17 protein-coding genes are annotated in these 22,053 nt (G+C 44.4%); 3 read left to right on the forward strand and 14 right to left on the reverse strand.

All coding sequences use genetic code 11. The annotated features are described in order from the left end of the window. Nucleotides 1-169: 169 nt before the first annotated feature. From ppsA to MHI21_RS13385, 3 genes are all read right to left on the reverse strand, one after another. Complete coding sequence (ppsA, locus tag MHI21_RS13375) at nucleotides 170-2,782, reverse strand: phosphoenolpyruvate synthase (protein WP_342418343.1); 2,613 nt, start codon at nucleotides 2,780-2,782, stop codon at nucleotides 170-172. Nucleotides 2,783-3,246: 464 nt separating this feature from the next. Further along, nucleotides 3,247-3,618, reverse strand: a complete 372-nt coding sequence (locus MHI21_RS13380) for a hypothetical protein (protein ID WP_165176824.1) — start codon at nucleotides 3,616-3,618, stop codon at nucleotides 3,247-3,249. A gap of 612 nt (nucleotides 3,619-4,230) precedes the next feature. Then, the gene (locus MHI21_RS13385) at nucleotides 4,231-4,884 is read right to left on the reverse strand and encodes a GntR family transcriptional regulator (RefSeq protein WP_342418344.1); all 654 of its coding nucleotides are present in this window, start codon (nucleotides 4,882-4,884) and stop codon (nucleotides 4,231-4,233) included. 162 nt (nucleotides 4,885-5,046) lie between these two features. Here MHI21_RS13385 and uxuA point away from each other — a divergent pair, with 162 nt between their 5' ends. Both uxuA and MHI21_RS13395 read left to right on the forward strand, forming a co-directional pair. Then, a complete protein-coding gene (gene uxuA / locus MHI21_RS13390) occupies nucleotides 5,047-6,123 on the forward strand; it encodes a mannonate dehydratase (RefSeq protein WP_342418345.1) in 1,077 nt (358 codons plus the stop codon). Further along, on the forward strand, nucleotides 6,123-7,730 hold the full coding sequence (locus MHI21_RS13395) for a mannitol dehydrogenase family protein (protein ID WP_341161349.1): 1,608 nt from the start codon (nucleotides 6,123-6,125) through the stop codon (nucleotides 7,728-7,730). Before uxuA ends, MHI21_RS13395 begins: the two co-directional genes overlap by 1 nt. Nucleotides 7,731-7,983: 253 nt before the next feature. Here MHI21_RS13395 and MHI21_RS13400 read toward each other — a convergent pair whose 3' ends face one another. The 11 genes from MHI21_RS13400 to MHI21_RS13450 form a co-directional block, all read right to left on the reverse strand. Further along, nucleotides 7,984-8,982 carry an NADP-dependent oxidoreductase gene (locus MHI21_RS13400; RefSeq protein ID WP_341161348.1) on the reverse strand — a complete coding sequence of 333 codons (999 nt, stop codon included), beginning with the start codon at nucleotides 8,980-8,982 and terminating at the stop codon, nucleotides 7,984-7,986. Nucleotides 8,983-9,161: 179 nt separating this feature from the next. Beyond that, nucleotides 9,162-10,247, reverse strand: a complete 1,086-nt coding sequence (locus tag MHI21_RS13405) for an alkene reductase (protein WP_341161347.1) — start codon at nucleotides 10,245-10,247, stop codon at nucleotides 9,162-9,164. 47 nt (nucleotides 10,248-10,294) lie between these two features. Further along, a complete protein-coding gene (locus MHI21_RS13410) occupies nucleotides 10,295-11,047 on the reverse strand; it encodes an SDR family NAD(P)-dependent oxidoreductase (RefSeq protein WP_342418346.1) in 753 nt (250 codons plus the stop codon). 311 nt (nucleotides 11,048-11,358) lie between these two features. After that, nucleotides 11,359-11,931 carry a TetR/AcrR family transcriptional regulator gene (locus MHI21_RS13415; RefSeq protein WP_165176836.1) on the reverse strand — a complete coding sequence of 191 codons (573 nt, stop codon included), beginning with the start codon at nucleotides 11,929-11,931 and terminating at the stop codon, nucleotides 11,359-11,361. A 100-nt stretch (nucleotides 11,932-12,031) separates the two neighbouring features. After that, nucleotides 12,032-13,069, reverse strand: coding sequence for an aldo/keto reductase (locus MHI21_RS13420; protein ID WP_061828332.1), 1,038 nt, complete (start codon nucleotides 13,067-13,069; stop codon nucleotides 12,032-12,034). 299 nt (nucleotides 13,070-13,368) lie between these two features. Further along, entirely contained in the window at nucleotides 13,369-14,475 is a 1,107-nt protein-coding gene (locus MHI21_RS13425; protein ID WP_342418347.1) for a Gfo/Idh/MocA family oxidoreductase, read from the reverse strand. A gap of 49 nt (nucleotides 14,476-14,524) precedes the next feature. Continuing rightward, nucleotides 14,525-15,253, reverse strand: a complete 729-nt coding sequence (locus MHI21_RS13430; protein ID WP_342418348.1) for a ThuA domain-containing protein — start codon at nucleotides 15,251-15,253, stop codon at nucleotides 14,525-14,527. A 36-nt stretch (nucleotides 15,254-15,289) separates the two neighbouring features. Then, nucleotides 15,290-16,462 (reverse strand): Gfo/Idh/MocA family oxidoreductase, encoded by a 1,173-nt coding sequence (locus MHI21_RS13435; RefSeq protein ID WP_342418349.1) that lies wholly within the window; start codon nucleotides 16,460-16,462, stop codon nucleotides 15,290-15,292. Between the two features lie 52 nt (nucleotides 16,463-16,514). After that, nucleotides 16,515-17,570, reverse strand: coding sequence for a LacI family DNA-binding transcriptional regulator (locus MHI21_RS13440; RefSeq protein WP_250268437.1), 1,056 nt, complete (start codon nucleotides 17,568-17,570; stop codon nucleotides 16,515-16,517). A gap of 119 nt (nucleotides 17,571-17,689) precedes the next feature. After that, nucleotides 17,690-18,547, reverse strand: a complete 858-nt coding sequence (locus MHI21_RS13445) for a GRP family sugar transporter (RefSeq protein ID WP_342418350.1) — start codon at nucleotides 18,545-18,547, stop codon at nucleotides 17,690-17,692. Between the two features lie 137 nt (nucleotides 18,548-18,684). Then, nucleotides 18,685-19,524, reverse strand: coding sequence for an AraC family transcriptional regulator (locus tag MHI21_RS13450; protein WP_342418351.1), 840 nt, complete (start codon nucleotides 19,522-19,524; stop codon nucleotides 18,685-18,687). A 243-nt stretch (nucleotides 19,525-19,767) separates the two neighbouring features. On the opposite strand from MHI21_RS13450, the gene MHI21_RS13455 reads away from it, so the two are divergent. After that, nucleotides 19,768-22,011, forward strand: coding sequence for an alpha-galactosidase (locus MHI21_RS13455; RefSeq protein WP_342418352.1), 2,244 nt, complete (start codon nucleotides 19,768-19,770; stop codon nucleotides 22,009-22,011). Nucleotides 22,012-22,053 lie beyond the last annotated feature (42 nt).

A 22,053-nucleotide genomic window follows, 5' to 3' on the forward strand; every position in this document is an offset into this window, starting at 1 on the left:
TGTACCTATTGCCGTAAGGACAAGAGATTTAGATTATCGGGTCAGCTATGTATAAATCATTTTGTGTCATGGATAAAAGGACGAACAGGGTAACCGCCCTTTTATCCATGACAGGTTGCATTTAATACTGTCCATTATGACAGAGGCTATTACTTAGCGCATTCAGCCATTACAATATTTCGATATACCCTTCTGTTCCATGCACACGAATTCGTTGCCCATCTTTTATCAGTTTGGTAGCATTCTCCACTCCGACAACTGCGGGTAAGCCATATTCACGTGCGATAACGGCTCCATGAGTCATCAGTCCACCAACTTCGGTGACTAGGCCTTTTATGGATACAAACAATGGTGTCCAGCTGGGGTCAGTAAAGGCGGTGACTAATATATCTCCATCTTCCAGATCAGCATCTTCCATGTTTAAGATGACACGTGCTCGTCCCTCTATAACTCCGGTAGAAACAGGCAGACCTACAATCGCTTCGGCTGGGAGATTTTCTCGTTTGTACTCACCCGCAATGATTTCACCATCAGACGTGATTACACGCGGGGGAGTTAGTTTTTCATATAATTTATAATCGTCTTTTCGTTTACGGATGATCTGATAATCCAGTTTATTTGTGCGTACGACTTCGTGAAGTTCTTCAAAAGTGAGATCGTATATATCTTCTTTCTCGTGAATAACACCAGCTTGTACGAGTTGTTCGGCTTCTTTTAGTAAAGCCTGCTTATAAACGAAGTAGCGATTAACCATGCCGTATTTGGGATATTCACGATAACCGATGAAATTCCTGATCAGATCGATCATTCGTTTTGTTTCTTTGGCTTTTTGTTCACCATCCGGTAATTGCTTCAATCGATCTAATAACTCTTGTTCTTTTTTCAAAGCCTCCTGTCGCCCCTGCTCAAATTTCCAATTGCCAGCATTAGGCTCAAAGTTTTTGATATTACTGAGAATCATGGGGACAAGTATAATTGGTTTTTCACTCCAACGAGTTCTCGAAATATCGATTTCACCGGCACATCGCATTCCGTATTTGTTGAGATAAGCATAGATAGCGTCTTGAGTTTCCTGTCCACCATCCAACTTAACCAGTTCATCCAAAAAATTATCATCTTTTACATGTTTTAAATAATCAATTACCTCCGGATAAGGACGAATCGCATCTGCGACATCCAATAGCGCCAGACCCATTTCCGAAGTAATGTTGTTTGGTACAGATTGAGAAAGCGTATCTGCTGCGTTTTTTTCACCTAACCACTCGTACATTTTTTCATTGATCCATGACGAAGCATTCATAGCAGTCATAAAAACCTTTGAACTTTGTGGGTCAAATAAGATCTTCTTTAATTCTTGGAGATCTTCCAGTATAAAATCAAATAAATCTGCTCCTGATTTCGTTTGGATGTTTTGTTTTAATTTTTCTATCGATGTTTGACTGTTCTTAATCAAATCAGAAACGATTGCCGGATCGTTTTCGATTTGTGCTTGAATACCTGCAGACGCCCTACCTTTACTGCTATTACCGGGACTCCGTTCTGTTCTATCATCTGGTAACGATTTTATAAAATCTCTCTCTATTAGGGTCATAAATGCGTCTTTTATGAGCGGATCAGATTGTCCCAGGGTATTTAAGAAAGTTTCTCTGCTGACAGGTGAAGCCAGCATTTGTGTAACATCAACAAACAGCCTTCCACCGGCTATACGCATGGGTGCAGGAGTTATTAACAGATAAAAAGACAATCCCAATGGTTTTATCGGGTCAGTCATCATTTGTTGATGACCGACAGATACATAAACGTGATTTTCTTGATCATTTGCTTTAGGGATCGGGTATAAAGTCGTGATTGGACGACTCTGGACAATATAAAAAGTATCATTGGCCAAACACCATTCGATATCTTGTGGGCAACCAAAATGAGACTCGATATGTCTTCCGATACGTGCCAGTTGCAAAATTTGTTGTTCAGTAAGGGTTTGAGTCTTTTGCTGATCAGGCTCGATCTGCTTTGTCTCTGTTCCGCCTTCTTTTCGTCCATAGATAGCCAATTTTTTGGTTGCTATCCTCTTATCGACGATTGCCTCTTCCTGTACTTTATAACAATCGGCAGAGACCAAGCCAGAGACCAATGCTTCTCCAAGTCCAAAACTAGCATCGATTGATAGCAGCTTCCGGTTGGATGTAATCGGATCAGCGGTAAATAAAATTCCTGAAGCCTGCGGGAAAACCATCCTTTGAACAATAACGGATAAATAAACTTGACTGTGGTCAAATCCATTTTGCATACGATAGATAACCGCGCGATCCGTAAATAGGGAAGCCCAACATTTGCTGATATGCTGCAAGATTGCTTCTTTGCCGATGATATTTAAATAGGTGTCTTGTTGACCAGCAAAAGAGGCATGTGGCAAATCTTCAGCAGTCGCACTGGAACGCACTGCGTAAGCATGTTCTTCTCCAAACCGGGAGAGATAGTGAGTAACTGCTTCCACAACATCGGCAGGAACTTCTACTTCCATAATGATTTGTCGAATCTGCCTGCTGATTTCACCAATTTGAGCACGATCTTCTGCTTTTAGCCTTGTTAGTCGATCCAACAATGCATAATACGTTTCTTTTTGTTCGATGGCTTTTTGATACCCCACTGTTGTAACACAAAATCCTTCTGGTACATGTATTCCTTCAATTTTTGATAATTCCCCTAAATTCAACCCTTTTCCGCCAACGAGCAAAAACTGCGTTTTTTCCATTTCCTGAAAACTGAGAACCAAAGAACTCATTCAATATCTCTCCTAACTATTAAATTGAGAAAAAAACATTTGACAAGAGTTTAGCGGCATGGTAAAGTTAAAGTGTAAGATGTGATATTTATGAACACTCAAATTAAGAAATCACAATCTAATTATATCATCGTGTCTGTTTTATATGCAATAAAAAAGAACCTGATAAAACTATCCAGGTTCTTTTTTGATTTTCCACTATCATTAGTCAAATCAAAAACCGTGGCTCGGGCTGAACTCAGTTACTGCATAGTTCCATATCGGTTCTATGCAGCCTAAAGAAATCCTGAAGTGGCGTCAGGTTCTTATTGAGCTAACCTGCCCGTTAGTTCAGCGAACGAAGCACGTATAGTGAACCTCTTATATTTTTTCCGGGCTGCTCTTCTTTGCACTTGGAAAATGGGAAAACATATAAGTTTCTATAATACACTTCATCTCACATGTTAATAATTAGCCCGAGTCAACTAGCTTTGCAAAAGCCGGTACAGCAGCGCCTCTCCCTTATTCTCGAACGTTCGCTGGTTCTCCAGAAATTCAGGTACCTTCGACAGCCGAGAGGGTCTGTACCCGGGGCCGCCGCAGCCGCAGGAGTGGTAAGCGTATCCTTGTTGATATAGTAGCTCTACCTTTTTCCACTGCTTGATATCCGTTTGCTTGGGGGCCTGAAAATCATGACCCATGTCATGCATGGATGCCTGGCATTGCGGACAGACATGGACAATCCGTTCATATTCATCCTTCGGCATTTCAAACCTTGATGTCTGCTTATATACCTTCCTGCAGGTAAAGCATGCAAATATATCTTTATATGGGCCGTACATTGCATATCTGCACATATCGTTCCCCCCTTATAATCTAGAATCGGTCTGGCATTTTTCACTTACATCATGGAAATATTTCAGTATTTTTTAAATTGTAAATAATTTTTCTTTTGATGCAGCAGTTTAGGAAGTTCCCCGGTGAGCGGTTGCGTAAAACAATATACCCGACTACTCTTTCATTCTATACGAATCAAGCCTTAAGAACTTTTACTCCCCAAACTATTTATAATGCTCCCTCGCTCAAATAAATTAAATTGAATTTGGGTAAACAGCCGGAACATTATACATCTCCATGTACAATTGATTTTTCATGAATTTAAATTGCGAGTCTGTCAAAAGATCGGGATAGCTCATGATACATAGAGTGTATTCAAGGAGGATTTACCTATCATGTATACAAGGACGAAAACTCCTATGATGATTCCTCCAGTTTGACCCCGCCTGAGGGTATATAACAATACTCACGAGCAAAAACGGAATGACACAGCCAGCACGTTTCCGCCCATAAATTTCGCTGCAGTCTCGCATTTCTTACCCGCTCTTTCACCGACATATCCAACTTGTGGAACAGCCCCATGAATTCCTCACTTCTTTAATATTCATAGATGTTAATTTGAGCTAGCTGCCTTATTTCTTGATATAATCAGCGAACTTCCGAAGAAAATCGAGCGAATGGATATCCTCTCTGAGATGATGATGAACCAGATCATCCATTTTAGTTGTTTCCTTATTCAGCATGGATTCAAGCATAGCTTGGTGCTCATGCCAGATGCCTATCAGCTTCCCTGTTTCCAGCATATGCAGCTTGCGATATCTGATATAGTGAACATTCGACTGCTGAATGAGATGCCAAAGAAACCCCCGCCCCACCAATTGGAACATGGTTTGGTGGAACTGATCATCCAAACTGAGAAATTGATCCGTAGCATGATCTTCTTCAATCACAGCTCTCTGTCTGTCCAGAATATCGCTCAGCTTCTGTACATCGCTTAATGCAATTTGCGATGAAAGCTCCTTCATAATCTCCTTTTCCAATGCGCTTCTTAAGTAAATAATTTGTTCAACGGACTCCAGATCAATATAGGACACAATGTTCCCCTTCTTGGGATAAATATCAATGTAGGACTCAAGCGCAAGCCACTTCAATACATCGCGTAGCGGAGTTCTGGACAGCTGAAAGCGTTCTGACAAAGTCGTCTCGCTGAGAAGAGTACCCGGCTTTAAGGTCAGTGACAAAATATCTTTTTTCAACAGTTGCATGATTTCTTCTTTTGTAAACATATCATTCCTACCTTCACTTTATAAATCTAGTAGACTTATTATAAAGCATTTTGAGGTGACGGACTCCTCTGAGATTATCATTGACAAGAACAAACCCTATAATTTATGATCAACTCAATCTTGTATACAAGACAGATGAAATATAATCAGGGAGGTATCGTTATGAATATGACCTGGAGATGGTATGGGGAAGGCAACGACAATATTACACTGGATCATATCCGGCAAATTCCGGGAGTTATGGGCATTGTCTGGTCTTTACATGATAAGGTAGCCGGTGAAGTATGGGAAATGGAGCGAATTCAGGAGGTAGCTGATCAGATTACGAGCAAGGGCTTTAGTACGGCGGTCGTAGAAAGTGTAAATGTCCACGATGATATCAAAATCGGCCTACCATCCCGCGATCAATATATTGACATTTATATCGACACCATTCGAAAATTAGCCAAAGTGGGAGTTAAGGTGATTTGCTATAACTTTATGCCTGTCTTTGACTGGACCAGAACAGAGCTGTACAAAGAACTGCCTGACGGGTCCAATGCCCTCTTTTATGAAAAGGCTGCCATTACCGATGATCCCCGCCAAATGGTGGATCGGATTCTCAAGGGAGCTGGGAAGTTCACCATGCCTGGCTGGGAACCGGAACGGTTGGCGAGACTGGATGAACTTTTTGCTGCTTATGCGGATGTCACAGAAGACAAGTTGTTTGACAACCTGAAGTATTTTCTTGAGCGCATCATCCCGGTCTGCGAGGAGGTTGACATCAAGATGGCCATTCATCCTGATGATCCGGCATGGCCCATCTTCGGATTGCCGAGAATTGTCCGTAGTCGTGAGACCATCCAGCGCATCCTAGATGCAGTGAACAGCCCATATAATGGTCTGACCTTCTGCACAGGCTCACTGGGGAGCAATCCTGAGAATGATTTGCCAACCATGATTCGAGAGTTTCATGATCGTATTCATTTTGCGCATATTCGTAATGTCAAGGTGTTTGAGAATGGCGACTTTATTGAAGTGTCACACCGCGGGAAGGACGGAAGCGTCGATGTACCGGAAGTAGTTAGAGCTTATCACGAGAACGTCTATCAGGGATATGTACGCCCGGATCACGGCAGACATCTATGGGGGGAAGAAAAGAATTGTCGACCTGGCTACGGTTTGTATGACCGTGCACTGGGGGTTATGTACTTGCTTGGTGTCTGGGATAGTCTCTCTCAAGGCAAAGGAGTGAAATAATGCTCCAACTTGACTGGAAAGGCCTTTCAGACAAAGCGGCCTGGCGAGCAGCAGGCATTGAACTGCCAAAATATGATCTGGAGCTTGTAGCCAATAACACCCGAGTTAGACCACAATGGGTGCATTTCGGCGCAGGCAATATTTTTCGTGGGTTGATAGCCAATGCGCAGCAACAACTGCTGAATAACTTGAAAGCGGATACAGGTATTATTGCGGCCGAAGCCTTTGACTTTGAAATGATCGACAAAGCTTATAAGCCTTACGACAATCTAACCTTACTGGTGTTGATGAGTGCAGACGGAAGATTTCACAAGAGCGTGGTCGCAAGCATTGTTGAGGGACTCGCAGCAGAGCAAAATCGTCCAGACGACTACCTCCGTCTGATTGAAATATTTGAGAATCCGTCCCTGCAGATGGCCAGCTTTACTGTCACGGAAAAAGGATACGCCCTGACCGGGCCCGACGGCAAGTATCTGGCTGTTGTGCAGAGGGATTTGACGAATGGTCCTGAACAGCCGATGCATGTGATGAGCCTGGCTACTTCGCTTGCCTATCGGCGTTATCTGAGGGGGCGGCATCCAATGACCTTTGTGAGCATGGATAATTGCTCCCATAACGGCGATCTGTTAAAGGATAGTATGATTGCCATCGCCAAGGAGTGGGCTCGCAGAGGCCTGGTAGAGGAAGGATTTGCAGACTATCTGCAGAATGAGGAGAAAATAACCTTCCCCTTGACCATGATTGACAAAATCACCCCCCGCCCTTCCTTGCAAGTACAGTCTGCTCTTCGGAAGCTGGGGTTAGCTGACATGGAGATGATCGTTACCTCCAGGCATACGTATACGGCTCCCTTTGTCAATGCTGAGGTTAGCGAGTATTTGGTCATTGAAGACAAGTTTACGAACGGGAGACCTGCACTGGAGGAAGCTGGCATCATCTTCACGAATCGGGATACGGTGGACAAAGTGGAGAAGATGAAAGTCACTACCTGTCTCAATCCACTGCATACAGCGCTGGCCCTCGCTGGGTGTCTGCTTGGGTACGAGCTCATCGCAGATGAAATGAAGGATCAGACATTACGTCGTCTGGTGGAAACCATCGGCTACAAGGAAGGCTTACCTGTTGTAATTGATCCCGGAATTATCGAACCGAAACCATTTATTGACGAGGTATTGCAGGAACGCTTCGCCAATCCCTATATTCCGGATACGCCACAGCGGATTGCAACAGATACGTCTCAAAAGATGAGCATCCGTTTTGGGGAAACCATAAAGTCTTATGCTAGCACAGCAGGGCTTGATCCTACGAACTTGACTGCTATCCCCTTGACCATTGCGATCTGGTGTCGCTATTTGCTGGGAGTGGATGATCAAGGAGAACCCTTCACACTCAGTCCGGACCCGTTACTGGATACGTTGCAGGGATATTTGCAGAATACGAAGCTGGGCGATCAGACCTCCGAGGTTCGCTGCCTCCTCGAGGATGACAAACTGTTCGGTGTCCGATTATATGAAATTGGTCTGGGCGACAAGATTGAAGCCATGTTTCATGAAATGCTGGCAGGTCCCGGAGCAGTCCGAAGCACGATAGAGAAGTATGTGAACTAGAACTTACATTAATGCAATCCCCCCTGCCAGAAACTTTAGTCAGGGGGATTGCATTAATGAGAACCAATTCTTTAAATAATCAAATTCCACATGACTAATCATCTGTTCTTCTCCCCTTTTTTGGGTTCGCAAAGTAATATCAAATCCCGGGTTGCTTCACCCGCGAATACCGTTTTTTAACTCGCTAGAATGCACGTTTTAGAAACAAATAGTAGAATAAACATTCTAGTATCATGAAAAAATGTAATATTACTTAGAAGGTCACAATCACTTTGCCTTGGGAGTGGCCCGTTGACACTTTAATCAACGCTTTGTTAATGTCATCAAACGTATAAATTGAATCTATAGAGGGCTTGATATTTTCTTTTTCAACAAGTTTAGTGATTTTTTGTAATTGACTTCCATTGGCTTGCACAAATAAAAAGCGATATTCATTTTGATTCTTGCGTGCTAAAGAATCTAAGCGAGCACCCACTAGACCGAACAATGCTTTTTTCCACATTGGAAAATGATTGTCAACCGCAAAGCGATAATTAGGTCCGGCTTTCAATGATACCAATTTCCCTTGTGGTTTTAAAATACCCAGTTCAGCTTTGATCTCTTTGGTACCCAAGGTGTCGATCACATAATCGATATCGGACAGTATGTTAGCATAATTCTCTGCCTTATAATTTATGAATTGATCAGCCCCGATCGACAGTATACGTGATCTGCCTCTTTCACTTCCACTTGTAATAACAAATAGTCCCAGTGATTTGGCAATGGGGATTGCCATAGCGCCAAATCCTCCGGTTCCTCCAGGAATGAATAGCTTTTTATTCGGCTGGACATGGAGTACATCGTGCAATGCTTGATAAGCAGTCAAGGCAGTAAGGGGTACAGCAGCAGCTTCAATAAAAGATAGATTTTCAGGCATGATGGATAAAGCATCTTCATTTACGGCCGCATACTCAGCAAAAGCACCGATTTTATTAAGCGGCAACCTCGTATAAACAGGGTCACCAACCTTAAAATTCAAAACATCATCACCAACAGCTTCAATAACCCCAGATAGTTCATTCCCTAAAGTTAATGGCAACTTATAGTCGGCAATCATCCGAACACTGCCATTCAGATTAAGAATGTCCAGTGGATTTACACCTGCAGCTTTTACTTTGACAAGTACCTCATGGCTATTGATCTGTGGTATGTTTACATCATTTAATTCCACATGGATTATTTTTGAATATTTCTGTACTTGTGCTGCTCTCATATTCATCCTCTTCCTTTGCTAATTTGGAGATAGCATAGCCATGAACGCAATCGAGTTTTTAGGTTGACCCGCTCGCTATACCATTTTTTACTAAATGCGTTTTTTTGAAAACATCAAACATCTTAGACTAAAAACGTGGCGCACAATTTTCAGTTGTACGCCATGTTTCAGCCTTTATGTTATTGTAGACCCTCTTGCGATTCTAATTCTTCCATCGTAGGATAATCCGTGTAACCTTTACTTCCCAAACCAAAGAATGTTGACGGATCTGCTTCATTTAGTTGCGCACCTTTTTGAAGCCGTTCCACTAAATCTGGATTGGCTAATGACCATACACCAACAGGCACCAAATCAGCAAGGCCACTTTCTATATCCAAGCTAAGATCTTCCAGAGCTCGTCCAGCACGATTGACTAACAATGGATTCGTCCAGATTGAGCGAATGTCTTGGAGCAGCTTTTCATTTCCAAGATGCATAACATGAAGGTAAGCTAAATCCAATTGAGCTAATTCCGTTACAAGGTAGCGATAAAGTTCAGGGCCTTGTTCACCATCCTGAATCCCACCAAGAGGTGTCCCTGGCGAAATACGGAAGCCTGTTCTATCAGCTCCAATTTCTTCGACGATGGCTTTGGTTACTTCAATCGCGAAGCGAGCACGATTTTCTATAGATCCCCCATATTCGTCTGTCCGTATATTCGAGTTTTCTCCGATAAATTGATTAATCAGATAACCATTGGCTCCATGAATTTCAACGCCATCCGCGCCTGCTTTGATAGCCGCTGCTGCTGCTTTGCGGAAATCCGCAATGGTAGTTTGTATGTCCTTTTTACTTAACTCACGAGGAACGGGGATGTCCTGCATACCTTTAGCAGTAAACATTTCTACACCGGGCGCGATTGCAGATGGCGCAACAGGTTGGCGATGATGTGGTGTATTATCAGGGTGCGACATGCGACCAGCATGCATTAACTGAATATACATATATCCACCTGCTTCGTGCACTGCATCGGTCACCTTTTTCCATCCCTCAATATGTTTATCCGTATAAATCCCAGGTGTCCATAAGTACCCTTGGCCATCATCAGAAGGTTGTGTACCCTCCGTAATAATGAGTCCCATTGATGCACGCTGAGCATAATAAAGGGAAGTTAGCTCTCCCGGTGTACCATCTTCTTGCGATCTACTACGTGTCATTGGTGCCATGGCTAAACGATGAGGTAATTCCATTGTTCCAATGTTTGTTTTACTCCACAACTTTTTCATTCGGATACTCTCCTCTTCTAATGTATTCAAGGATATATGAATTGAATTTAAAATTCTGAAATGATTGGATAGATTTGGCCTCTCAGGTTGAAATCATAGTTCTGGTCTACAATACCTACCACTTCGTTGTTATCATAAAGATTCACCATGAAGCCCGCCATTTGTTTGGCAGTGTGGTACTTAGGCATGTTTGCTTTGTAATCAAATTCTTCAGTATCTAATGATTTCTTCACGAATTCCGTTTCCGTTATAGCTGGTGCTAAAACCTTTGCTTTTAGTTTTGCACCTTTCATTTCTAGTTCTTTTGCAAGGCCTTCTGTGAAGGCACTAACGTAATATTTAGATGCAGAATAAGCAACACTCCCAACAGCAATGGCATATCCGAGTGCGGATGAGACGTTAATTAACTGAGTTCCTTCTACATCAGCATAATCTCGTACATATAGTGTAGAAAGGATCGTCAAGGTTTCAATGTTAACACGTAGCATAGTTTCAACTTTATCTAAATTCTGTTCTGCTACAAAAGAAGCTTCACCGAGCCCCGCATTGTTAATCCAGGTCTCAATTTGGTATTCCTTTAAATTGTTATATAGTGTGTAGGCCTGGTCTGTAACAGATAGGTCACTTGTACGAACAATAACATTTATAGTAGGATCCATATCCAGAATTGCTGATTTGAGTTCTTCTAATTTATCCAATCTTCTAGCTACCAAGATTAAGTTTTTGCCACGTGCAGCAAACGCCAATGCCGTTTCATATCCAATCCCTGAACTTGCTCCTGTAATAACTGTATACTTCATAATATTCTCTCCTTCATAACATGCAGATTAGTGTAAATGAGTTTTAAAGACGATTTTAGAATGATCATTCTTATTAGAGTAAAAAAAACAGTTAGATCTAACTTGCTATTAGCATATCAATTTTAGAACGAACAGTAAAGAATTTTTTTATGACTAAAATTTTAATTTTGGAGCGGTATTCCTTGACTTGTTTGAGGCATAAGATACAAGTTCTTTCTTTCATTAGAGGGACAAGAAAAAACTTGTATCACGGAAACAAACAGTCCTCCATTTAGGTGACTCCTTTTGCCTGTCATGCTGTAATTCCACTTTTAATCTAAAGCGGTCAGTGTCATATCAATAATATTCTTTAATTTTTGCTGATCCGTTGTTGTCTTAACCAACGTACGTAGCCCTAACCACGCATTCATTAAATAATGAGAAATAACTACAGGATCCAAGTCAGCCTTGAACTCACCCGATTGTTGACCCTTCAGAACAAGGTTAGTCAAGAGTTCCTCAGTTCGCGAATAACTCTCATCAACTAAGGATGCAACTTCAGGATCCAACACGCCGAGTTCCACGCCTGAATTCACGAGAAAACACCCTAGAGGTTCTCCTTCATTTCTTACTGTCGCCTCAAACAACTCCCGAATTAATTCTTTGATCGGTTTTTGTTTTTCAATCAGAAACCTCATTTTGCTGGTCTGCTTCGTTTCATATCTTTCGAGAGCTTTCATAAATAAGGCATGCTTATCCCCAAAGGTATCATAGATACTTCTTCGGTGAATGCCCATAAACTCAACTAAATCTTGCATTGAAGTTTTCTCATATCCTTGTGCCCAAAACAGGTGTATTGCTTTATCTAATACTTCATTAACTTCAAATTCTTTTGATCTTGCCATCGTCATCACCTCGAATAATCATTATACAATGTAGTGAAGGATCGGCAAACTAGATTTAAAAAAAGTGAATACATTACAGGTATGAGGTCTATCTATATATTTAACCCAGGATTCTTCGTTTGTCTGCTTGTAACCAATCAGGCGTCCATCCTTTTTCCAGAGCATCCAGGGTTACTCCTGGCGGAACGATAGCATCTATCGCATCCAGGATATCAGTGCTTAATCGGATGTCGCTGCCTTTTAACGTTTCACGAAGTTGCTCAATTGTTCTTGCCCCCACTATAGCAGAAGTAACTGACGAATGAGCTTGTGTAAATGCCATGGCAAGATGTGGCAAAGTTAATCCTGCTTCATTTGCAAGGGTTTGGAGCTTAGCAACGGCTTCGAACTTGATGCGATTTTCTTCTCGATTCGGATCTACAACAGTTGAAAGTTTCCCTAGAGAACTTGCTGCTCTTGAATCTGGGGCAACAGCTTCTCCCGAGCGGTATTTTCCCGTTAGTAGACCACCCGAAAGTGGGCTCCAAACCATTACGCCCATTCCGTATTTTGCGGTTGCAGCAAGCAAATCGAATTCGATGCTTCGATTCAATATGGAATACGGGGCTTGCTCGGATACAAATCGTGCGGTATTTTTGCGTTCGCTAGTCCATTGTGCTTCGGTCACTTGCCATGCCTGAAAATTGGATGTACCAATATAGCGAATCTTCCCTTCACGAACCAGGTCCGTAAGTGCATCAAGACTCTCTTCAATGTCAGTATGGAGATCTGGCTGATGTAGTTGATACAAATCGATATAGTCCGTTTGCAACCTTCTCAAGCTTCCCTCTACTGCACGCTTAATCCAATATTTTGAGTTACCGGATTGATTAAGCCCACTGCCCATGGGCATTCCGCCTTTCGTGGCCAGAATAACATCCTGTCTGCGTCCTTTTAGGATGTGACCCAGAATTTCTTCGGATTGACCACTTGAATAGACATCCGCTGTATCGATCAGATTAATGCCTCCAGCCAAAGCCTCATCTAACATGACTGCAGCTTCTTTCTCCGTATTGTTGCCCCAAAAACCAAAAGTACCCGTACCTAATACAAAACTGCTTATTTTAAGGCCTGTATTTCCTAATACACGATATTCCATGTTCAATCCATCCCTTCTCCATCTGCTATAATTAGAATGATCGTTCTAATATTCGTAGAAGAGTCCACGGCAAGATCTCACACCACTCCTCATAACTCTTGGCTTCTTATCCGTGTATTCCTCCTACGCTAACAATATAACATATTTAGAATGATCGATAAAGAATGATTTTATGTCTGAAATTAAGATTCTTCCTGAAAATGAACTAAGAAGACTCCAAAGCCGCGGTCAAAACGGAGCTGAAGTCTTCTTTTCAGTAGTAATGAACGTTCAAAGCGGGATGTAAAATTTACATTAGTTTACGCATCTAACGTATACAAGGGCAGGTTTTCCGGTAAAGCCGCCGGGCGCAGACATGTGCTCTGCATTGGATAGAAGGTTTGCTGATCGGAGGAATCGTGGAACGCCCACATCGCCTCCAGCACATGATAAGCCAATTCACCACTGGCGCGGTGAGGCCGTCCGCTGCGGATAGCGTAGGCCATATCGGCAACACCGATGCCCCGTGTGTTTTCCTGGTAGCCCGACAACAGCGGTACCTCTGTCCATTCTTGCTCGCCCAGCAGTCTGTAGCGAACTGGCCCTCCGAACGTGTTCGGGTCAGGCACTTGTAGCGTGCCCTGAGTGCCGTATACCTCGATCGGTGGCAGAGTGCTTCCACCAAAGATGTCAAAGCTAGTAATTAGGGTGCCGACAGCCCCCTGCTTGAAGCGCAGCAATCCGGCCACATGGGTCGGTATATCGACCGGGATGGTCTGACCTCTCTTTTTCTCGCTCGTAATCGTTCGCTGATCTATCGCCTTGCCTGTCATGCCCGAAATGACAGCAATTGGACCCAGCAATTGCACCAGAGCCGTCAAATAATAAGGGCCCATATCAAACATTGGACCGCCGCCGACTGCATAATAAAATTCAGGATCAGGATGCCAATGTTCATGTCCACGGCTCATCATGAAAGCCGTAGCGGCTACCGGACTCCCGATGACTCCGTCTTCAATCAGCTTCAATGATGTCTGTATACCGGAACCGAAGAAGGTCTCTGGTGCGCAGCCGACAAGCAGTCCCTTTTGATGAGCAAGATCCAAGACAGCCTGCCCCTGCTCGCGGGTGACGGCAAGTGGCTTCTCCACATAGACATGCTTGCCTGCCTCAAGAGCTCTGAGACATACGTCGGCGTGAACGCCCGGAATGGTCAAATTAATGATGAGTTCGATCTCCGGATCAGCCAAAATCTCATCTACCGAATATACATGCGGAACGTTGAACGCTACCGCCTGCTCCTCTGCCCGACCTTGGTCCAGATCCGCTACTGCGTACAGCTCCAGAATGTCGAAACGATGGCAATTTTCCATGTAAATTCCGCTAATTTTACCACACCCGATAATGCCTACTTTCATTTTGTTCATGCCTAGACTCCCTTCTTCTTCAGAAAAAATGGATAATGGCATTCTTTTGTTACCACTGTTGGTTGTCTGTCATGCCTGTATAAGCCTCTGCCAGAGAGCTGCCCCGGCTGGCCACCGCCTGTTTGCCTGCTGCTGCCCACAGAAACCCGCTGCGCATCATCTCGGTCACTTGAGGCATATCTATGATATCTGCGTGATGGCCCAGCGAATTGTAGAAGACGCGGCCGTTCCCCCAGCGCTTCGTCCATACAACGGGCATATCCACTGGCCCATTGGCTGAATGAGGGCCTGGTACGATCGGAAAGCGTGTGGTTGCCAGCACTTCAACTGCCGGGTCTACGTGGAGGTAATACTGCTCGCTTTTGACCTGAAAATCCTCAATATGGTCTAGAAGTGGGCTGGAGCCGCGCTTCATGTTCACCATGTACTCTACGCCGTCATTGCCGGGATGCGCAACCCATTGCCCGCCTGTCATAAACTGCCAGTCTACATTGTTCCGGAAGGCATCACACATGCCGCCATGGCAGCCTGTGAGACCTACGCCGCTTTGAACCGCAGCTGAAACATTATTGACCAGTTCCTGCTCAATCTGTCCCATGGTCCACATTGGAACGATCAGGTCCAGGTCAAGCAGTTTCTCAGCATCTTGGTAGGCTTCCAGGGTATTAGACACTTCCACCTCGAACTGCTCTTCCTTCAAAATGCGTTCAAAAATGGCCGCCACCTGCTCCGGCTCATGTCCGTTCCATCCACCCCATACAATCAGTGCCTTGCGCATCTGTAATCCACTCACCTTTCGGAATGTATTGTTATACTACATTTCTTCAATGGATACCCAGCGGCGTTCCTCTATGGATCGTTCTACCGCTTCAAGCACAGCCTGACAAGCAACACCGTCACGGAAGTTCGGCGACGGTTGCCGTCCTTCAGAGATGGCACTCAACATCTCAAGCATCTCATGGGTGAAGGTATGTTCGAATCCAATCGTATGTCCTGCAGGCCACCAGGCTTCGGAGTACTTGTGTGCCGGATCGGTGGCGAGTACGCGGCGAAAACCCTGAACGTCCTCCTCATCCTGGGTGAAATACACTTCCAGTTCGTTCATTCGTTCAAAGTCAAACCGCACACTGCCTAAGCTACCGTTGATCTCGAATGAATTTGTGCTCCGATGTCCGGCAGCAAAACGTGTGGCTTCGAAGCTGCCCAGCGCACCTCCGGCGAAGCGTGCCAGGAACAACGTGGCATCATCGACTGTCACTTCTCCCATCGGAGCATTTGCTTCAGCGCTCCTTTTGGAGCTCAACCCGCTCATCTCCAAAGCCAACGGGCGCTGTTTGATGAATGTCTCGCTCATGCCGATCACTTCATGGAACTCGCCGACCAAGAAGCGAGCGAGATCAATCAGATGGGCGCCAAGATCACCATGAGATCCAGAACCGGCCACTTCTTTTTGCAGCCGCCATACCAGGGGGAAGGACGGGTCCATGATCCAGTCTTGAAGGAAGAAGGCACGGAAATGATAAATTTTGCCTAGGCGTCCGCTCTCGATTAGCTGCTTAGCCAGCTGGACAGCCGGAGAAAAACGGTAGTTGAAGCCTACCATATGTCTGACCCCTGCTTCCTCTGCTACCTGCAGCATGTCACGTGAATCCGCCAGCGAGAGCGCAAGTGGCTTCTCACAGAATAGATGCTTGCCATGAAGGGCTGCCTCAACGACAATTTCCTTATGGGCATTACTCGGGGCATTAATGTCAATGAGGTCAATATCGTTACGTTTCACTAGATCACGCCAATCCGTAACACTTTCGGTCCAGCCGTACTGGCGGGCAGCTGCCTGAACCCCCTGCTCGTTGCGTCCACAGATAACGGACATCTCTGGCTGCAGCGGGGCATCTGGGAAGAACATGGGTAGACTACGGTAAGCGTTGCTGTGAGCCTTGCCCATAAATTTGTAGCCAACCATTCCGATACGAAGACGATTAGACATGTCGTGATCCTCCTTATGGGTCTGAGTTTCAACGAATTTTTGACGAATGGTGTTATGGACGAATGGATGACGCCCTGATAATCAGCTCTGTGGACAGGAGTTCTCTTATCGAGTCGCGCCCGGTTAGTTCCAGGGCTGGAATAAGATTCAGAGAATCGGGTATAAGCTTCGAGGCTGCAAGCTCCCCCATCTCATAAAAAGGTACGCGGACACTGCTTAGCGGCGGAACAGCCATCTCAGCCGCATCCGAATCGTCATAGCCTACAAACGCCGGAAACCGGTCTGCTGCCAGTCCGCGCTCACGGAGACCCTGCATTACCCCGAGGGCCATCCGGTCGTTCGCCGCAAATACAGCATCAATATCATTCAATTTGTCTGCGATTGTAGCTGAGGCTTCGAGCCCGCTTCGACGGCTGTAATTACCTTCCAGAAGTAGATCGTGGTCATATTCAATACCGGCCTCCTGAAGCGCGTTACGGTAACCCTTCAATCGCTCAGTACTGTTGGAATAGATGTCCGGGCCGTTGAGAAAGGCAATCCGCTTGTATCCCTGCTCGATGAGGTGACTTACAGCCGCCCGGCTGCCTTCTACATGGTCTGCATCCACTTCACAGAATGATTGCCCTTCAAAATGGTGATTCATGACGCAGAACGGACGTCCTTCTTCCTGAAGTCTCTTTAGAGCTTCCTCCTCATCGTGGTCATCCCTGGCTCCAAGGATGATACAGGTATCGATTCTTTGCTGGCGGAAAAGACTACTGTAATCAATCCGTTCCCCCGGCTTTCGGAACAATAGAAGCAGATCGAGCCCGCTGTCTCTGGCCTTGTTTCCGATACCGCTCAGCATCTCAGAGAAAAAATAGGCTGAGAACAGGTGCGCCTTCGGGACATAAGGCATAACTACACCAAGATGGCCACTCTTACTTCGGGCAAAGTTACGAGCCAGCGCACTGGGTACATATCCAAGCTGATTAGCTGCGTCCAGAACCCTTCTCCGCGTATCCTCTTTGATAGGACCTACTGCATTCAAGACCCGAGATACCGTCGCTTCAGACACGCCGGAAAGTTCTGCTACTTCCTTGCGCGAAACGATATTACCCACCTCCAAATCATTTTATGTACGCGCGTACATTTTCTCATGCAGTCATATCTCTGTCAATCCCCAAAAAGCGTACCCCGTGGACGGATAAGCTCTTTTCGTTACTCAAAGGAAAGGGTCTCGATTCCTTAAGGCTTGAGCAAGCTAATCATTCCTACTCCAATCATAAGTACTGTAATTCCCGCAAGTATGCCTATCCATTCCTTTGGACTCTTCTTTTCCTTAAATATTAAAATGCTGCCAACACAAGCAATGGCAATGCTCGCTTGAGAGATCGGAAAACTAGCCGCCATGCCGATCAGCCCGTTGGAAATAAATAATGCTAGATTCGCGATGCTCCAAACCAATCCTGTAGGTAAATTGTGAACCACCAGAGAGAATCCTAGCCGCTTTTTCCCCTTCAGGTTCATGACCATGGCTGAGCATAGCATACCGAGCGATTGCGGCAGAATGACGGATAGCCCTGATATATGAAAGAACTGATTAATAACGACATAACTACTTAACGCTAACCCCGAGCAAACCAACATTATGATAATGGGTACCGGCAAAGGCTTGGACAACCCAGCAGACTTGCCCTGATTGCTGGTTAACAGAACCCCTGCCAATATACACAGAAGAGAACCAACGCCTATCCCATACTGGTACCCTGTTATCCATTCACCCAAAATAAGTGCGGCAAATAGCGTCGTCCCTATCAACTGCAGACCACAAATCACAGGAATGGCGATCGATACGCTTACTTTTTGAAAAGCTTGAAACTGAAGCAATTGTCCAGCAGCCCAGAAAATACCAGATATAAAACTTACCACAAAATGAATCGGTGCTAATGAGGTAGGGTGAATGATATACAAGCACAGGGCAAACAGCACAGCACCAATCACGGTACCTGTCAGCTGTTCTCGGGGACTGGCTTTTGTTATATGTGCCAATATCGGCATAACTCCCCAGCCAACGGCTGGAATAAAAGCAATAATGAAATCCACGTGCGGAATTCTCCTCCCGTAAAAAGTACTCTTCCTACAATTGTTAAATATGCCATGCAGGAAAAAATCTACAGTTTTACGATAGCAAAAAAAACCGCTTCTAAATACAAATATTTTTATAGATTAATATAGCAAAATCAAAGAAATTGTTTTCTATACGCACTGGGAGATATGCTCATTACATTTCTAAAAGCTCGCGAAAAGGTCAATTGATCGGTATAGCCGACCGAATTAGATATGACCTGAATCGAATAATCTGTATGTTGCAGCAGTTCGCACGCTTTTTTAATCCTGAGGTCTATCAAATATTGTTTAGGCGTTTCACCAGTCTCAAGTTTGAAAACGGAGGTCAGATAATTCGGATGTAGACCGAGGCACTCCGCTACTTCACTAATCTGGATGCCACTGATGTAGTTTTTCTCAATAAAGTTTATCGCTTGAACCGAATAAGGAAGCTGCTCCTTCACCGACATCGTTTCCCCCAAGTCGTGCACAAGTTTGGCGAGAATATGGAATAAATACCCCTGTATAGCCAACGATGAAGAAAGTGTGTTATCTCCGATCCGCAACATCTCAAGAATCGTGGAATGAAAGAACGTAATATCTTCGATATCGATTACATAAGGGTTCTGGCTCGGAAGTGATATGTTCTGCAGGTAGATGTCGGATTTAATGCCCATAAAGCCGACCCAACAGTACTCCCAAGGCTCAGCTTCATCCGCCTGGTAATAAGCTACTCTATTGGCCGGAATTAAAAAAGCCTGTCCTTCTCCTATATCGTAATTTTTGTTGTCAATCACCAACCTACCTCGTCCTTTTAGCACAAAATGAACCAGATTAAAATCGCGGGCGATGGGTCCAAAATCCTGATTGGATAAGCAGAGCTCTGTTCCACAATTATATAAAATCAAATCTGAGATATTTTTATGCTCTGAACTGGTATACGTATCAACATATTGAATCATATTCTCGCCCATTGGCATCCTCCCCATTTTCCCAAATAAAGAACCTATGCTGGTTAATTTATCAGTATAGCATAAGTTAAGGATGACAAATATTCAGAAAAGGTTTAGCTCTAAACTATAGTCTTTTGTAAGGTTCTTTGTTTTTCCTATATTCGACTTAAAAAAAGTCATGTATTTTCTATCACTCCCTTTGTTATGCTGATTCAATAATAACGCTTTCAAGTGGTTCGACATATTTTGAAAGGGGCTATGTACATGGCTAGTCTACAAGTTAACCAAAAGGAACGGACATTTCACTTAACGAACAAATACTGCAGTTATCTTTTCCGTGTCATGGAGAACGGGCAATTGGAGCATTTATATTACGGCAAAAAAATAGAGTACCTGGGTCAATATGACCGTTTTATCGAGCGAAGCTACCGTCCCGTGTCTGTCGGTGAGTTTGATAGTGACTTGGTGACATCGTTGGAAAGTATTAAGCAGGAATTTCCTTCTGCGGGAAGTGGAGACTTTCGAGAGCCAGCAATTGAGATCATACAGGAGGACGGATCTCATATAATGGAGTTCACTTATGACCATTACGAGGTAATCACTGGAAAACCTAAAATTCCTCATCTTCCAGCTACGTTTTGTAAGGAAGCACATGAAGCACATGAAGCAGAGACACTCCTCATAACGCTGACCGATTCTCTTACAGGAGCGGTGGCCGTACTTGCTTACACCATCTTCAGCGAACTGCCCGTGATCACGAGATCCGTATCCATAACGAATTCCGGGAATAATCCCCTGAGAGTCAACCGTCTAATGAGCCTGAGTCTTGATCTCCCTGACTCCGAATATGAAATTATTCATTTATCAGGGGCTTGGGGCAGGGAACGTTATGTGGAGCGTACACCATTGAGACCTGGGCTACAGTCGATTGGGAGCACACGAGGAATTAGTAGTCATGTTCACAACCCATTTCTGGCGCTTGCCAAACCCGGATCACAGGAACACCAAGGAGAAGTATATGCGGTTAATCTCGTTTACAGCGGGAACTTTCTTGCCCAGGCGGAAGTGGACAGCTATTCAACTACCCGATTGATGATCGGCATTCATCCTGACAAATTCTGCTGGACCCTGAAGCCAGGAGAATGTTTTTATTCGCCTGAAGCAGTTCTGGTCTATTCTGAGAGCGGTTTAAATGGCATGAGCCAAGCATACCATAGCCTGTACAATAAACACTTAATTCGCAGTAGTTGGACCGAGCGGGAACGACCTGTATTGATCAATAACTGGGAGGGGACCTATTTTGATTTTACTGAGCAGAAAATAGTTGATATGGCAAAAAAAGCAGGTGAACTGGGGATTGAACTCTTTGTCTTGGATGACGGCTGGTTCGGTCGAAGAAACAATGATACCTCTTCCCTCGGTGACTGGTTTGAAAATCCTGAAAAGCTACCGAACGGGATCTCGAATTTGGCAAAGAAGATCAATGCGCTCGGGATGAAATTCGGTCTTTGGTTTGAGCCGGAAATGGTTAACTCCGACTCTCATATTATGAGGGAGCATCCAGACTGGGTTGTGGGAACACCCGGCCGTCAACGCAAGCATGGACGCCATCAATATGTTCTTGATTATTCCCAACCGCCTGTTGTGGATTACCTGTTTAAGTTAATGGATGACGTGCTCTCTTCTGCTCGGATCGAATACGTAAAATGGGATATGAATCGCTGTATTTCAGAAGCCTATTCGTTATCTCTGGGCAAGGAAAGACAGGGCGAATTTTTTCACCGCTATGTCTTGGGTGTATATGCTTTATATGAGAGGCTGATTACCGAACATCCTGAGATTTTGTTTGAGTCCTGTGCTTCCGGTGGAGGACGGTTTGATCCTGGGATGCTTTATTATGCCCCGCAAACATGGACAAGCGACGATAGTGAGGCTATAGAACGTCTGAAGATTCAGTATGGTACATCCATGGCCTATCCGCTTAGCAGTATGGGAGCTCATGTGTCAACCATCCCGAACCACCAGGTAGGCAGAACCGCACCGCTGCAAACCAGATCCAATGTCGCCTACTTTGGTATATTCGGTTATGAACTTGACCCATTGGCTTTGTCCGAAGAAGAATGCGATGTAATTAAAAAACAAATACAAGTGTATAAACGTCACCGACGATTAATTACACAGGGAACCTTTTATCGTCTGCTAAGTCCCTTTGAAAAAAATGAGACTGCCTGGATGGTCATTGATGCAGAATGTGAGCATGCTCTCGTCGGTTGGTACCAGGTGCTCTCGCGTCCGAATCAAGCTTATTTACGACTAAAGCTAGTCGGGCTGGACGAAATGGCAGTATATTTTGTGGAAGAGCTGGGCCAACGTTTTACCGGCAGCGAGTTAATGAACATTGGACTTATACTCACCCCGCCTTATAAGGCGGGACAGGATTTTAATATTGCGGAGAAATACGATTTCTCATCTCAATTATTTACTTTAACAAAAGAGATTTCCTCATGATTGGATTATGACTTGAAGAATTAGATCAAAGACCCGTTCTTT

The sequence above is a fragment of the Paenibacillus sp. FSL H8-0168 genome (assembly GCF_038592955.1).
GTDB lineage: Bacteria > Bacillota > Bacilli > Paenibacillales > Paenibacillaceae > Paenibacillus > Paenibacillus polymyxa_B.